Source organism: Spirosoma aerolatum (genome assembly GCF_002056795.1).
Taxonomy (GTDB): domain Bacteria; phylum Bacteroidota; class Bacteroidia; order Cytophagales; family Spirosomataceae; genus Spirosoma; species Spirosoma aerolatum.
The window spans coordinates 7,212,138-7,227,112 of record NZ_CP020104.1; the positions used below are offsets into that span (position 1 = coordinate 7,212,138).

Genomic DNA, 14,975 nt, shown 5'->3' on the forward strand with positions numbered 1-14,975 from the left:
TTCTGAAGTTGGCGACTAAGACCCAACTCAGGCTACGGAATTTATACTATCTATTGATTCTGTGGCGCATTAACTAGTTCGTTATCAATGGGCTCGCTTGTTAACAGGCGATTCCTCTAAAATACCCAATTACGATATGGGAGGTTCCAACGGAGGGCAAAGCTGGCCACCTGCTCGCCATAGCTATTCGGCTTGTACTGACTATCCTGATAGCGATACAAGAAACGACCTTCCAGAAATATATTGTGCCGGATCATATACGAAGCTCGTACATCGGCATACGTAATGATGGTTTTGCGGCCCTGACCAATGTAATTACCTTCGTCCCGGTATCGGTAGGTATAATCTTTCAGGATATTACTGCCGTAGTTGATGTCAGGGGCTGTATCGGCTCCATACATCATAACGCCCCCGATTCCATTGAATGACCATTTTTTCTGCTGATACCGAATAATCCCCAATCCTTCTACAAAGTTGGCACCTAGTGGATGCGCCAGGGGCTGGCTATAATGGGCGTAGTTAGTTTGTCCGGCACTGACCGTTGGAGACGATTCATGCGAGTAAGTATAGGGCCTCGCCAGGTTCATTTCTAGCTGAAGATCAAGATTCGGTACGGCAAAGGCATCGATGTATTTACCCCCTAGCTGAATGGCAAATTTATTGGTCCAGTCGCCCTGGCCGGCCAGCAGTGGCTTTAAGCGAAACTCATCCAGCAAAATCTGCGAATACACCAGAAAATGCGACAGAAAATTAGCCTTAAGATCGATACCAATAAAAGCATTGTCTTTACTGCCCAGGCTTGACTCTACGTAGCGGTACAGAATGACAGGATTTAGATAACTTAGGTCTAGCCGATCACGGCTAAAAACTTCGGCTTCAAAGACTCCTACGTTGAGGAAATCAGTCACATTGATGCTCAGATGATGAATAGCCGCAAATTTTGGGGGAATCAGTTTTTCGCCCTGAGGTAGTGGGGCCTGATTGTTTTGCAGCGATGTAAAGAGGTTGGTGTACTGGATTTTCTTTCCGAGCCGGGTCGATAATTTTAGAAACAGGTAAGCCGGGCTATTGTCGGACAGGAATAACGACCGGAAGCCGTTCCCAAAGAAATTTCGGTCGTGCCCAAATTGAACATTGATAACTTTAAGCGTATTGAAGGTAATATACCCTCGCGCGGAAAGGAAATCGGCTCCTCGGGTACCAAAATTTTTGATGAAGCTTTCGCCGGGTGCTGTTGGCTGAATATCGCCTGTTGAGTTGTAAGCCTGCCCATACGTTAGGCCATACTGTCGGATATATTCCGGATAAATAGCCTGATTATCCGAAAAATAGGTGTAAAAGCCGAGTTTACGGCCTATGGTTCCACGCACTTCCAGCCCACGCGTGTTTATAAAAAGTGGTTGCTGATCGGTCGGCGGAATGCCAGTGCTATACGAAGTCCGGTCCAGACCGGGACCAATATAGAAAACCGGATTAACGTGCAGATCGACGTCGGGAGTCTGTAAGTTGTAAAAGTCTGCCTTCTTCTTATAAAAATGCGTTAATAAGGGTTTGCGGCTATCGCCAACTGTCTTTGGCGATCTCAAATGGCGGGTAAACGGGTCTTTACCCAGTGTATCGTAAGGGGTTGCCCATTCCCAACTGTCGTTGCGGAGGTAGTCAATAGTAAAGTAATCAGTGTCGGATAAGCTACGTCTGGGGTGAGCGGCAACGCTATCGGCCAATTGAATAACACTCTGACGGTTGTAGGGCTTGACAGTGCTGTGAAAGCCATCTGCCCACTGGCCCTGGCGAATTTCAAGTCGATCGATGAGGTGATAATAATCAGCGTTGAGCGGTACAAATGGACTTTGTGCCCGTACACATAACGAAAAGAAAAGGAAACAGATAACGTAACCGTTGTGGCGCATGTACTGTACTAACATTGGCCCTATCGGGCTTCTTGAGAACTAAGTTGAACCGTATGAGCCGCTTAAATTAGGCAATTGGTTTGGATATACGCCAACCTTGGGGCTAATTTACAGGCAAAGAAGCCTACAAACCATGTTTGTTTTTGCCCAGCAACCTTCCTTAGCGAACCAATTTATCGCCGAACTTCGAGATGTTTCCATTCAGCAGGATCGGCTGCGATTCCGTCGTAACCTTGAACGACTTGGTGAATTGATGGCATATGAGATTTCAAAAAAATTGCCCTATCAATCGGTCAATGTTCAAACACCCTTAGGTGTATCGAACACACAAGTCCTTCGACAACAGCCAGTTCTGGCAACTATCCTCCGGGCTGGTCTGCCTTTCCATCAGGGGTTTGCCAATTATTTCGACCGGGCAGAGAATGCATTCGCCGGGGCTTATCGGGGGTACTCATCAGCCGATGATGATGCCTTTGAAATCGCTATGGACTACATCGTTAGTCCTGACCTGAGCGGAAAACCCTTGATCCTCTGTGACCCGATGCTGGCTACGGGCCGTTCGCTCGAAAAAGTGTATCATGCTTTACTTCGATACGGTATTCCATCTCAAACACATATTGCTGCCGTTATTGCCAGCCCTGAAGGAATTCGGCATGTACAGCGGCAACTTCCGCAGTGCCATCTGTGGCTTGGGGCTATTGACGACCACTTGAACGAGCATTTTTATATTGTGCCCGGCATTGGTGATTCTGGCGATCTGGCATTTGGGGAGAAAGTCTAGGCAGGATGTAGGATGTATGAGGTTTTGTTGACTATATCATACACCATACATCCTGCCTAGATACTGCTTAACGTAGGTCGACCACTTCGACGCCAGGGTATTTGGTTTTATCAAAAACGAAGTATGAATCAGGCACGTTTACATTCGGGATAAACTTGGTGATGTTATACGTAGTCCGTTTGCCATCTTTGTTGGTAATGAGCCAGTTTCGGACTGATTTATCGGTCTTGTCAACCGAAATCTGTATGGTGGCAATAGGGCTTTTGGGGCGGTTAGGTGTTAGTTCAATGACTTCGAGTGTTCGGCCACCCACTTTTTGCTCCTTCAAAAACCGATAATCGAAACCGCGCTTGTAAATTGTATAGATCTGGGTTGGGTTCAGTTCCCCACTACCGCTGGCATCGTAATCCTGAACGTTTACTTCGTTCGTTTCCTTAATGTAGGTCGACATCGTTTTACCATCGGTAAATACTTCCTGTCCACCCAGAATCAAGTGAAACTTCTCATTTTTTACGGTCAGATCACCTTTATACGACTCCTTCGAACCACCTCCGGCACTTGTGTAGGTAAAAGCAGCCTGGTACGATTTCAGGGATTTATATCGTTTGCTCATCGCATCCAGAATGTCTTGAGCCCGTTTATCTTTCTGAGCGAAGGCCAATGATACCGTAAGGATGACCACGCTTAGCAACAATGCTATTTTCTTCATTTTTATAGGTGTTACTCAGTAATACAGGTTTAACCCGCTTATACGTCTTAGACGGGAAAGAGAATGGAAAAGTTTAATAGTTAGTCAGAAGAATAAGGGAATCAGGCTAATCATTTTTCAGCCGTTTGAGCAAATCTTCCAGCATCTGTAAATCCTGAACAAGTACATCGCGGGCTTTGCTGCCTTCAAAAGGACCTACAATTTTAGCTGCTTCTAACTGGTCTATCAATCGGCCTGCCCGGTTATAACCCAGCTTAAGCTTACGCTGAATCAGGGAAGTACTCCCCTGCTGGTGAATAACGATTAAGCGGGCTGCTTCGTCGAACATAGGGTCACGATTGCCCAGATCAACATCTTTTTCGTCGTTCTGACCACCATCATCACCAACAAACTCAGGAAGCGCGTAGGCGTCGTCATAGCCACGCTGGTTGCCAACGAATTCGCAGAGTTCTTCAATTTCATTGGTGTCGACAAACGGACATTGCAGACGGATGATCTCTGAATTTGATGATAGCAGCATATCGCCCATACCAACAAGCTGTTCCGCCCCACCTGTGTCCAGAATCGTCCGCGAATCAATTTTTGAGGTCACCTTGAACGATAGCCGGGCCGGGAAGTTGGCCTTGATCAAACCCGTAATCACGTTTACCGATGGCCGCTGTGTCGCTACAACCAGGTGAATACCAATGGCACGCGCCAACTGGGCCAGTCGGGCAATCGGCTGCTCAACTTCTTTACCGGCCGTCATCATCAGATCGGCCAACTCGTCGATAATCAGGACGATATAGGGTAGGAAACGGTGGCCTTTTTCGGGATTCAGCCGTCGTTTTACAAATTTGGCGTTATATTCTTTCAGGTTCCGGCAACCCGCATCTTTCAGCAGGTTATAGCGGGCATCCATCTCGATACAAAGCGAATTGAGGGTATTAACTACCTTCTTGGTATCAGTAATGATAGGCTCGTCGGAATCGGGCAGTTTAGCCAGGAAATGCCGTTCCAGTTTGTTGAAGAGCGTCAGTTCTACTTTTTTCGGATCAACAAGAACCAGCTTTAACTGCGATGGGTGCTTTTTGTAAATGAGCGAGGTAAGCAGTACGTTAAGTCCGACCGATTTTCCCTGACCCGTTGCCCCGGCCATTAGTAAGTGGGGCATTTTGGCCAGATCGGCAACGTAAATGTCGTTCGATATGGTTTTGCCCAGCACCACCGGCAGATCGAACTTCGAATTCGAAAAAGCCTCGCTGGTAATCATCGACCGCATCGAAACCATTTCACGGTTTTTATTCGGCACTTCGATACCAATGGTACCCATACCCGGCATAGGGGCAATGATACGGATACCCAATGCCGACAGGCTTAACGCAATGTCGTCTTCAAGGCTTTTTATTTTGGAAATACGAACTCCCTTAGCCGGTACGATTTCATACAGCGTAACGGTTGGACCGATAGAGGCCTGGATGGAGTCGATTTCAATACCGAAGTTACGGAGCGTGGTTTCGATCTTCTCTTTGTTGGCTGTCAGTTCATCGTCCGAAACCTGCGCTTTTCGATTATTCTGGTAATCCGTTAGCAGATCGTTGGTCGGGTACTGATACTGGGGCAGGTCGAGAGTAGAGTCGTATAAGCCATGAATGGATACCAGATCATCATCTTCGAATGGATCAGGTTCAAGCACCGACGCTGGTGTGGTGCTGGATTCATTGGTATCTATTGGCTCTTCGGCCACCGCATCCCGATTTTTGATCGTGAGCGTAACCCCAGTTGTTTTAGTGATTACGTCGGCTGGTGGAGCCTCCTCTTCAGGTATTTTTTCCGTGTAGGTTTCGGTATGGTCGTTTTTAATAAATGTATTGGCGAGCGGAGAAATTGGAACAGGTTTCGCTTCTTCCTCAAACTCTCCGACGTTAAGCTCATCATCCTCTTCTTCGGCTTCAAACTCACTTTCCTCGTAGGTCTGCAACGGATTGCCTGGGCGATTGCGTGGCTTTGTGCGTACCGGACGGGATAAATCAGGTAGTTTGATGTGCCGTACATCGAAGAAATATACCACAAAAAAGAAGAGGAAAAAGCCAATAAATGCCAGATTCCCCCAGCCAAACAGGCCATACAGCAGTACGTTCAGCTCATAACCTACTCCTCCGCACCAGACACTGGATGTAGTGGCCGAATTCGTTACCAAAACAATATAACCCAGCAGTAAGCTACTCCATACCGTTACAAACAATAAGGCTACCGTAGTGCGGCTTAGGGGAAGTAGCTCGGTGCCGAACGTCAGTTTATAACCGGCCAGAAATACAATGATGGGTATTGCCAAGGCACCTACACCAAACCAGCGGAAAACAAATGCATGGGCAATGTAAGCTCCTACTAGCCCTACCCAGTTACGCGTTTCGTTGGCTGTTTCTGACAAAGGTCCAGAAAAAGCAGCACCAACAACACTCTGATCGGCCGGACCATTGAATAAATAGGAAATAAAAGCGACCAGCAACCCGACAGCCAGTACCATCAGCAAAACCCCCAGCGTGAGTACTGATCGCTGATCGGTAAACCAGCGATCGAGCGCAGCTCCCCAATTGAAGGTAGAACGCTGGGAGCGGTTACTAGATTTGTTGTTTGGTAAGCGGGGACGTGGCTCGTTCCGTTCGTCTTGACGTCGGAGCGTATTCTGGCGTGGAGACGTAGTTGGTTGTGCCATAAACTTGGGGTTAGGCGATAGCAGTAGGTAAATTTCCCACTTTTTACCGAAAAACAGTTTAGTACTACAAAATATTACAACATCTTACTAACCGGGGGCAAAAAGTCCGGCTAGCGGCTGATTCTGGTGGTTGGGAATCGTTGCACAACCCGTACAACACAATACACGCAAAAGAGCCAGTTTACAGCCTTTGCAACAGTTGCTGGTTGATGCGTTTGGCCAGGCCAGGTCCTTCGTAAATAAAGCTTGTGTACACTTGTACCAGGCTAGCCCCTGCTTTGAGCTTTTCCTGCGCATCTTCGGCGGTTGTGATTCCGCCAACCCCGATAATGGGGAAAGCCCCGCCCGATTGTTGATGTAGGTACCGGATCACTTCCGTTGATCGATTTCGGAGAGGTCGACCACTGACGCCACCCGCCCCAATTTGCTCAACAATGGTTGGCTCGGTGCGTAAACCCGCACGACTGATAGTCGTATTAGTGGCAATGACCCCGGCAATTTTGGTCTCGCTCACAATAGCGATAATGTCATCTAGCTGCCCATTGGTGAGATCAGGTGCAATTTTCAGTAAAATGGGTTTAGGGGTAGGATGCTGATGATTTTCCTGTTGTAAGGCAGTCAGCAACTTCGTCAGCGGCTCTCGTTCCTGAAGATCGCGCAGACCGGGGGTGTTAGGCGAACTGACGTTCACAACGAAATAATCGACCGCATCAAATAATTCCCGAAAGTTAATCAGGTAATCGTCAAGCGCGTTTTCGTTAGGTGTATCCTTATTCTTGCCAACGTTGCCACCCACGATCACCGGATTGCCATTGCGGTTACGGGCAAACTGCCGGAGCCGTTCGGCCGCTGGGGCAACTCCTTTGTTGTTGAATCCCATCCGGTTGATAAGGCCGCCATCGGCTTTCAACCGGAACAGCCGGGGACGAGGATTTCCAGGCTGCGGGCGGGGGGTAACGGTTCCAATTTCAACAAACCCGAACCCAAGATCACTTAACTCGCTGACCAGTTCAGCATTTTTGTCGAACCCGGCCGCCATACCGACTGGGTTAGGAAACGTCAGGCCGAAAACGGTACGGGCTAAACGGTTGTCGTCGAGTACATAAAGCTTTCGGCAGAGGAATGAGGCTCCAGGAATCGATAGAGCAAATTTAAGTAGCGTAGTAACAGTATGATGGATCGTTTCGGCATCAAACCGAAACAGCAACGGTAAAATAATACGTTTATACATGCTGCAAAAATACGCTCATAAACCTAAAAGGTCTCTGAAAACCTGCTGGGTTTATCCAAATAAGTCGGAGGATAGATATCGGTCTCCCCGGTCGCAGATGATGCAGACAACAACACCACTATCCAGCTCCTTGGCTAGTTGAACGGCAGCATGCACGGCACCTCCACTACTCATGCCCGCAAAAACACCTTCCATACTGGCTAGTTTACGGGTCATTAAAGTGGCATCTTCGGCCGAGATTTCAATGACGCGGTCGACTCGTTTCGGATCAAAAATTTTAGGGAGGTATTCAACCGGCCATTTCCGAATGCCCGGAATTGACGAACCATCCGTAGGCTGGCAGCCGACAATCTGAACCGCAGGGTTTTGCTCTTTCAGATACCGCGACGTACCCATGATGGTGCCGGTAGTACCCATCGATGACACAAAATGGGTAATTTGCCCAGCTGTATCGCGCCAGATTTCGGGGCCGGTAGTCCGGTAATGGGCCAGGTAATTGTCGGGGTTGGCAAACTGGTTGAGTAGCAGGTAGTCGCCCTTTTGTACCTGCTCTTCCGCATAATCGCGGGCACTTTCCATGGTTTCGGTCAGAATGACCTTTGCCCCAAACGCTTCCATGGTCAGGACTCGCTCGCGGGTCGAGGTTTCGGGCATCACCAGTTCAATCTCGATATCGTAGAGACGGGCAATCATCGCCAGCGCAATACCCGTATTACCACTGGTCGCTTCGATGAGCTTCATACCTGGCTTAAGATCGCCCCGGTTGAGTGCGCCCTGTATCATACTGGCCGCAGCCCGGTCTTTAACACTACCGCCCGGATTATTGCCTTCGAGTTTGCCGTATATCGTAACGTTTGGATTTGGATTGAGTCGGTTCAGTTCAACTAAAGGTGTATTACCGACTAAATCGAGCAGGGTTGCCATGCTGATTCGGATGAAACTTGTTCTTAGGTTGAAGAAGGTTAAACCCGCTCAATTAGTTCGCGGAATTATAGGCTAATTTATGCTCGTTAGCGCTGAAGGGCTGGGTATGATCAACCACGCTAATCAGATTTAAATAATTGTTGGTTAGCTAATTGCTTGATAATGAATTTTGTTTAAAATTGCTTCCTCAAAAAAATAGATTTTTGTTCATTCACACCCTTTACATTGTTCAACAAATGAAAAAGACATTATTGGCTAAACCTTTATCAGATGTACACGTTGAGCAAATTGCTGGTCAGTTTGCTATGCCTGATTTAACCCTACCGTTTTGGGGGTGTCGGAAGAAAATGCCCATGCATCGTATTGTACGACTGGAGGGGGAGGGGAATTATACTTTATTCCATTTTGCGGATGGGAGCCAGTTGATGGTTTCACTGACGCTGAAAAAGATGGAAACACGCTTATCGCCCAGAGTATTTGTTCGACCGCACAAAAAAAATATTATCAACTTATTGTATCTGGAAGCCGTACATCCCGACCGTCAGCAGCTTAGTGTCAGCCTGGTCAATGGTGATCGTATTGAAGTATCTCGTCGGAAAGCCAGCCGATTTATCAAACAGGTCAAAGGGTTCCAGCAGGAAATTATGACAATGGAGGCTTAACTTGTTGTTTCAGGTTTCAGGTAATTAACCTGAAACCTGAAACAAGATTTACTTTTTCAGTTTGGCCAATTCTTCATCGCGTAAAGGACGACGCAAAATTTTACCTACGTTTGATTTGGGCAATTCGGTTCGGAATTCAATCACGCGCGGAACTTTGTAAGGCGTTAAGTTTTCGCGACAGAATTCTTTGATGGATTCGGCAGTAAGATTGGGGTCTTTTTTTACAACGAAAATTTTAACCACCTCCGTTGACTTTTCATCGGGAATGCCGATACAGGCTACTTCCAGTACACCAGGACATTGGGCTACCACATCCTCAATTTCGTTCGGGTAGACGTTGAACCCTGATACGAGAATCATATCTTTTTTGCGGTCAACGATTTTGAAGAAACCATCTTCATTCATCACGGCCACGTCGCCTGTTTTAAACCAGTCACCCATCATCGATTTGGCAGTTTCGTCGGGCCGATTGTAGTAGCCCATGAATACCTGTGGCCCTCGGGCAACTATTTCGCCGGGTTCGCCAATAGGAGCATCGGTCCCATCTTCCCGGATCACTTTCATTTCGGTACTAGGCCAGGGAATACCAATTGTACCTACTCGCACAGTACCATCAACCGGATTAGAGCTAAGTACAGGCGAAGTTTCGGTGAGGCCGTAGCCTTCGCAGGGCGTATTGCCGGTCAGCTTGGCCCAGCGTTCGGCTACGGCTGTCTGAAGGGCCATGCCACCTGCTGAGGTAACCTTCAAATGGCTGAAATCGACTTCACTGATGCGAGGATGATTCAGAAGCCCGTTATACAGGGTATTGACACCCGTGAAGGCTGTAATCTGGTATTTCTTTAGGTCGTCGATAAATGCATTCAGATCACGGGGGTTGGTGATCAGCAAATTCATCGCTCCGCTCTTTAACGCTGCTAATGCATTGGTTGTCAAAGCGTATACGTGATAAAGGGGTAGAGCAGCCACAATAATGCCCTCGCCATCGGGAATATGACCGGGTTTCATCCAGTAATGCTGGCATTCTACATTCGCGATAATGTTCCGATGCGTAAGCATAGCTCCTTTCGAAACTCCGGTTGTTCCTCCGGTATATTGCACAAATGCCAGATCCGAATTTTGAACAACCACGGGTTTCAGGGGTTGTTTACTGCCCTGACTCATCGCATCGTTAAACGAGATGGCATCGGGAAGTTTGTAGGCGGGTACAAGCTTCTTCACATACTTAACCACAGCATTAACGATCTGCTTTTTGGGAAAGCCCAGTAAATCGCCAAGCTGCGTAACGATCACATGCTGAATGTCGGTACGATCAATAATTTTTTCCAGATTGCTGGCAAAGTTGGCCAGAATCACAATCGCTTTGGCCCCAGAATCTTTAAACTGATGTTGCATCTCGCGGGGCGTATACAACGGGTTTGTATTGACCACGACCAGCCCTGCCTTTAGTGCCCCGAATATCGCAACCGGATACTGCAGGGTATTGGGCATCTGAATAGCCAGACGATCGCCTTTTTGCAGGTGGAGGCCATTTTGTAAAAAGGAAGCAAATTGAGTGGCTAATTCGTTGAGTTCACCAAAGGTAATTTGCTTGCCCATGCAGGCATACGCCGGACGAGTGGCGAACCGCTGGTAGCCTTCTTCAAACAAAGCTACTAACGACGTATAGGCATCAGGGTTAATTTCATAGGGGACTTCTTTCGGATAAAAACGTCTCCAGGGGTATCGGTCTATAGCTGATTGCGTATTCATGTAGAAATGACAGGTTTAAAAGCAAAGGTATTTGCTCCGTTTGTTTAGATAGAGTGGTAATTCGTAATTAGCTGCTTTATGAATACAATCCGTTGGTTTAAGCTGGTAAGTCTCACTACAAGCGTCATCTCTACAGAGTGCTTACAGTGTAACTAATGAACGGCAAACTTTCGTTTAATTGTCTCAGCTCTGTACACAAATTTAAAGAAATTGTTCTATTAGACTGGTGTTTGTACGGATTATTCAAACAAAAAACGCCGGAGCCCTGAGGCCCGGCGTTTTTTGTTTGACCGCTTGTACATTTATTTGACCATTTGTACAACAGTAGGGTTAAAATGCAACATTAGTCAGGAAAATGCGTCATTCAATTGACGCCCCATAAGCGTTTAAGTTAAGAAAAGAATGCCGAAACGCCGGAACGCACATGAGTCCGGCGTTTTTATTTTGTGCATCACTGGCAAGATAAATAATAATTTTAAAAAAAGTATGATATCCAATAATTTTTGTCACCATTTAGTCACAAAAGCCATGGTATATTCTTTATCGTAGAATTGAGCCCAGTTTACTGATGGAGCAGGATAAATAGACTGTAGCTTTGTGCCGTTATCACTGGTAATTTAGCGGCTGGTGTACTTCGATAAATACCGCGATCACAAATACGGAGCCGTTATGTCAAGCGATGTGCAATCCTGGACCAGTGTTTCGAATCGGCTAAACCTGCCGAAAGGTATTCGACATGGTACTGTCGTGATGATTTCAGAAGGAGAGCTGGAGAAGTGTAGATCGGGAAGGGTAAATGGGGACCTGTTGAACCATGCTTGCCTTAGCCAGTGCCCGTTTACTAAATGTAAGCGGGCACTGGTTTTCCTATATAGCACTATACTACATCGCGTTCGATGATTTTACCGCTGGCTTTTTCTTTTAATATCAGCTTGTTGCGTCCATCGTGGGTCATTTCCTGTTTAATCAGATAATGGTCGGCATCGTACTCCACCAGGGTCGATTCCGGTTTCAGACCTTCCTGGCCGCGCCATACTGGAAGAATTACTTGTTCCCACTGTTTGGTCTCGGCTGATCGATAGGCTGCATCCAGAACGGCATTGACAACGTAGCCATCGTAAAACGTTTCGGCGGGGGCACGGCCTTCTTCCTGCGCGGAGAACATATCCGTAAACATGTGGTTGTAACCCAGGTCGTTTACTTCATCGCCAACCGGGAACAGCCACCCCGTGTTCGATTCAGCTTTTTCGGCCACGTAATCAGCTCCTTTGCCGGTCGAGAACATCTCAAAACCTGTTCGCAGGAAATTATTAATCCAGATAGTGCCTTCAGTGCCCATCACTTCGTCGCGTAGGTCCATACCGCCCCGGAATGTCCAGCTTACTTCAAACTGACCAATAGCGCCGTTTTCGTACTTCACCAGAGCAATGGCGTGATCCTCGGCTTCAATGGGTTTTACCTGTGTAGCTGCCCAGCACATTACCTCAACAGGCTTGACATCTTTGCCAATAAAATTCCGGGAGATTTCGACGCAGTGACAGCCCAGGTCGAGCATACAGCCTCCCCCCGCCTGCTCTTTGTCCCAGAACCAGTCGGAGTGGGGGCCGGGATGCGTTTCGCGTGATTTTGCCCAGAGAATACGCCCCAGGGCGCCATTTTTAACACTATCCAGCGCCTTCAGAAATTTGGGTGTGTAGCAGAGGTCTTCCAGATAACCGGCGAAAATCCCCGCTTCTTCTACCGTTTTCATCATTCGTAGCGCTTCTTCGCCGGTGCGGCCTAGGGGTTTAGTACAGACAACCGATTTTTTATGTTTGGCGCAAAGATTGACGGCTGTTTCGTGGATGTTGTTCGGTAGGGCGATACAGACCATGTCCACATCGGGATGGGCAATGACCTCTTCCATATCGGTCGACGCAAAGCTACAGCCATAATCGGCTTTGAATTTATCGGCGGTTTCCTGACGACGAGCATAGATCGCAACCACTTTGTCGCGGCTCCGCTGCCCATGAATGGAATCGGCGTAGAAGCGGCCGATGAAGCCGCCCCCTAGCATGGCAATACGTTGCATAGGTAAGAGTTTGGGTAAAAGGTTAATGCGTACTTTCGCAGCGATAAAGATGAGAAGCTCCACTTGATTACTGGATACATGCCCAATTTTTTTGACATTGAATCTATTTTCTTTACTGTGTGGGACTACCCCATGAGTTATCTGGAATTCTTTGGTGCTACCAGTGGGGCAGTAGCTGTATGGCTTTCGGCACGGGCTCATGTCTGGAGCTGGCCCATTGGCGCCGTGAGCGTGTTGCTGTTTTTCTTCCTGTTTTACCAGATTCAGCTCTATCCCGATATGTTTTTGCAGGTGTTTTTCTTCGTGACCAACATTCAGGGCTGGTGGCGATGGACCCATCCTAAACAGGATGAAGCCAACCAGCACCAAGAACTCCGCATTAGCCGCATACCGACACGCCAGCTTATTGTCTGGACCGTTGTTGGGATGGTGGCCACCGTGGTACTGGGGACGTTTGCCAGTAACTTACACGAGTGGTTTCCGGTGCTCTTCAGCAAACCCAGCGCGTTCCCCTATCTCGATTCGTTTACTACGGTCATGAGCATTGTAGCTACGTTTCTGATGATTGAAAAACGCGTAGAATGCTGGTATGTCTGGTTGGCGGTCGATTGTATTCTGACGTATATGTACTTTGTGAAAGGGGTGAAATTCGTTGGAGCCGAGTATTTTGTCTTCTGTTTTGTAGCGGCTATGGGTGCCTGGACCTGGACGCGTGAATACCGAAGTTATGGCGTACTAGTTCGATAGATTTTTTTGCATGAAAACAGGTTTGGTGTTTGGCAAATTCATGCCGGTACATCAGGGGCATCTGGCTCTGATCGAGTTTGCCCGACGGCAATGCGACCAGCTTATTGTGTCGATGACCGTTACACCTGATGACGTGATTTCGCCCGATTTGCGGCTTCGCTGGCTGACCGAGTTACTGGCTCCTTATCCATCCATCGAGGTTGTAGCCGAACCGGATGATTTCCATGACCCTACCCTGCCGCTTTGGGAAGCTACTAAATTATGGGCTGCATTTATCAAACGTCGGTTTCCGGCTGTGAGCATATTTTTTTCGTCGGAATCCTACGCTATTCCACTGGCGCATCATTCTGGACTAACCCATGTAGCTTTCGACCCTCCCCGGCAGCAAGTGCCCGTTTCGGCAACGTTGATCCGGCAGCAACCGGCTCAGTATTGGTCGTATATTCCGGAGGTTGTCCGACCATATTTTGTTAAGAAAGTCTGTTTGTTCGGGCCGGAAAGCGTAGGCAAAACAACGTTGGCCCAGCAATTGGCAACGGCTTATCAGACGATATTCGTGCCGGAGATGGCTCGTCAGTTTCTTTCATCCAACCAGTTTACGGTAGATGATATCATTCGGATCGGTTATGCTCAAACCAAAGCGGTTCAGACAGCAGAGCGAGTGGCTAACCGAATTTTATTTTGCGATACAGATTTGATTACTACCCAGATTTACTCAGAAATCTACTTCCAGCATGTGCCTCCTATTTTATACGACCTGGAGCAACAGGTACACTACGACCACTATATGCTGCTGGATATTAACGTACCCTGGGTAGCGGATATGCTGCGCGATCAGGGGCACCGACGCCCTGAAATGCTATCCCGTTTTCGGGAGGCATTGGAGCGTCGCAAAATAGGTTACGAACTTATTGGGGGTGGATACGGTGAGCGGTTGGCCGCCTGTAAAAAAAGCAGTGAATTGTTGCTTGCAAGTCCGATGTAGGGACACAGGACTAGTAAAAAAAGCTCCTGTGTGCAGGAGCTTTTTTGATGGGCTAGAGCCGTCTATTTTTTTGTCGAATCTGGAATGACAATTTTCGCTGAGTCGGTAATCACTTCTGCACTGTCTCCTTTTACGATTGTTTCGCTTTCCACAACCGTTGCCGTATCAGATGCTGGCTGTTCAGATTCCGTTTTTTTCGATTGACAGGCAATCGCGACCGAGAACATAGCTGCTACAAACAAGACCGATTTAAAGAAATTTTTCATGGTATATATACATTTCGAATGGTTGATTAGCCATTAATACAAGTTCAGAAATAAGGTAACCTATTTGCGATAAAATTTAATTTCAGTTTAATTTGATGCGCCTAATTTGGATTGGATCGACTTTGTATGAGCGCCAATAAAATTGTACGTTTCTTAGAATAAAAACTATAAAGCAGTTTACATATAATTAGATTATTTTAAGAATTTTCACTTATAAGACCCTGATAATTATGATATTACTC

Annotated in this window: 12 protein-coding genes; 4 read left to right on the forward strand and 8 right to left on the reverse strand. The window is 47.3% G+C overall.

Going from position 1 to position 14,975, the window contains the following annotated elements; genetic code table 11:
- Positions 1–116: 116 nt before the first annotated feature.
- On the reverse strand, positions 117–1,910 hold the full coding sequence (locus tag B5M13_RS30125; protein ID WP_245859564.1) for a hypothetical protein: 1,794 nt from the start codon (positions 1,908–1,910) through the stop codon (positions 117–119).
- A 133-nt stretch (positions 1,911–2,043) separates the two neighbouring features.
- On the opposite strand from B5M13_RS30125, the gene upp reads away from it, so the two are divergent.
- A complete protein-coding gene (upp, locus tag B5M13_RS30130) occupies positions 2,044–2,691 on the forward strand; it encodes a uracil phosphoribosyltransferase (protein ID WP_080059186.1) in 648 nt (215 codons plus the stop codon).
- Between the two features lie 67 nt (positions 2,692–2,758).
- Here upp and B5M13_RS30135 read toward each other — a convergent pair whose 3' ends face one another.
- From B5M13_RS30135 to cysM, 4 genes are all read right to left on the reverse strand, one after another.
- Entirely contained in the window at positions 2,759–3,400 is a 642-nt protein-coding gene (locus B5M13_RS30135; RefSeq protein WP_080059187.1) for a LolA family protein, read from the reverse strand.
- 106 nt (positions 3,401–3,506) lie between these two features.
- Positions 3,507–6,095: an FtsK/SpoIIIE family DNA translocase gene (locus B5M13_RS30140; RefSeq protein ID WP_080059188.1), complete on the reverse strand. Its 2,589-nt coding sequence runs from the start codon at positions 6,093–6,095 to the stop codon at positions 3,507–3,509.
- 181 nt (positions 6,096–6,276) lie between these two features.
- The gene (locus B5M13_RS30145) at positions 6,277–7,326 is read right to left on the reverse strand and encodes a quinone-dependent dihydroorotate dehydrogenase (RefSeq protein ID WP_080059189.1); all 1,050 of its coding nucleotides are present in this window, start codon (positions 7,324–7,326) and stop codon (positions 6,277–6,279) included.
- 51 nt (positions 7,327–7,377) lie between these two features.
- Complete coding sequence (gene cysM, locus B5M13_RS30150; RefSeq protein WP_080059190.1) at positions 7,378–8,250, reverse strand: cysteine synthase CysM; 873 nt, start codon at positions 8,248–8,250, stop codon at positions 7,378–7,380.
- 236 nt (positions 8,251–8,486) lie between these two features.
- Here cysM and B5M13_RS30155 point away from each other — a divergent pair, with 236 nt between their 5' ends.
- Positions 8,487–8,912 (forward strand): LytR/AlgR family response regulator transcription factor, encoded by a 426-nt coding sequence (locus B5M13_RS30155; RefSeq protein ID WP_080059191.1) that lies wholly within the window; start codon positions 8,487–8,489, stop codon positions 8,910–8,912.
- Between the two features lie 48 nt (positions 8,913–8,960).
- Here the strand turns inward: B5M13_RS30155 and B5M13_RS30160 are convergent, their stop codons facing one another.
- Both B5M13_RS30160 and B5M13_RS30165 read right to left on the reverse strand, forming a co-directional pair.
- Positions 8,961–10,664: an AMP-binding protein gene (locus B5M13_RS30160; protein WP_080059192.1), complete on the reverse strand. Its 1,704-nt coding sequence runs from the start codon at positions 10,662–10,664 to the stop codon at positions 8,961–8,963.
- Between the two features lie 877 nt (positions 10,665–11,541).
- The gene (locus B5M13_RS30165) at positions 11,542–12,735 is read right to left on the reverse strand and encodes a Gfo/Idh/MocA family protein (protein ID WP_080059193.1); all 1,194 of its coding nucleotides are present in this window, start codon (positions 12,733–12,735) and stop codon (positions 11,542–11,544) included.
- 78 nt (positions 12,736–12,813) lie between these two features.
- Here B5M13_RS30165 and pnuC point away from each other — a divergent pair, with 78 nt between their 5' ends.
- Together pnuC and B5M13_RS30175 are read left to right on the forward strand one after the other, a co-directional pair.
- Positions 12,814–13,482, forward strand: coding sequence for a nicotinamide riboside transporter PnuC (gene pnuC / locus B5M13_RS30170; RefSeq protein ID WP_080059194.1), 669 nt, complete (start codon positions 12,814–12,816; stop codon positions 13,480–13,482).
- A gap of 10 nt (positions 13,483–13,492) precedes the next feature.
- Entirely contained in the window at positions 13,493–14,467 is a 975-nt protein-coding gene (locus B5M13_RS30175; protein ID WP_080059195.1) for an AAA family ATPase, read from the forward strand.
- Positions 14,468–14,529: 62 nt separating this feature from the next.
- Here the strand turns inward: B5M13_RS30175 and B5M13_RS30180 are convergent, their stop codons facing one another.
- On the reverse strand, positions 14,530–14,733 hold the full coding sequence (locus B5M13_RS30180; protein ID WP_080059196.1) for a hypothetical protein: 204 nt from the start codon (positions 14,731–14,733) through the stop codon (positions 14,530–14,532).
- Between the last annotated feature and the right edge of the window lie 242 nt (positions 14,734–14,975).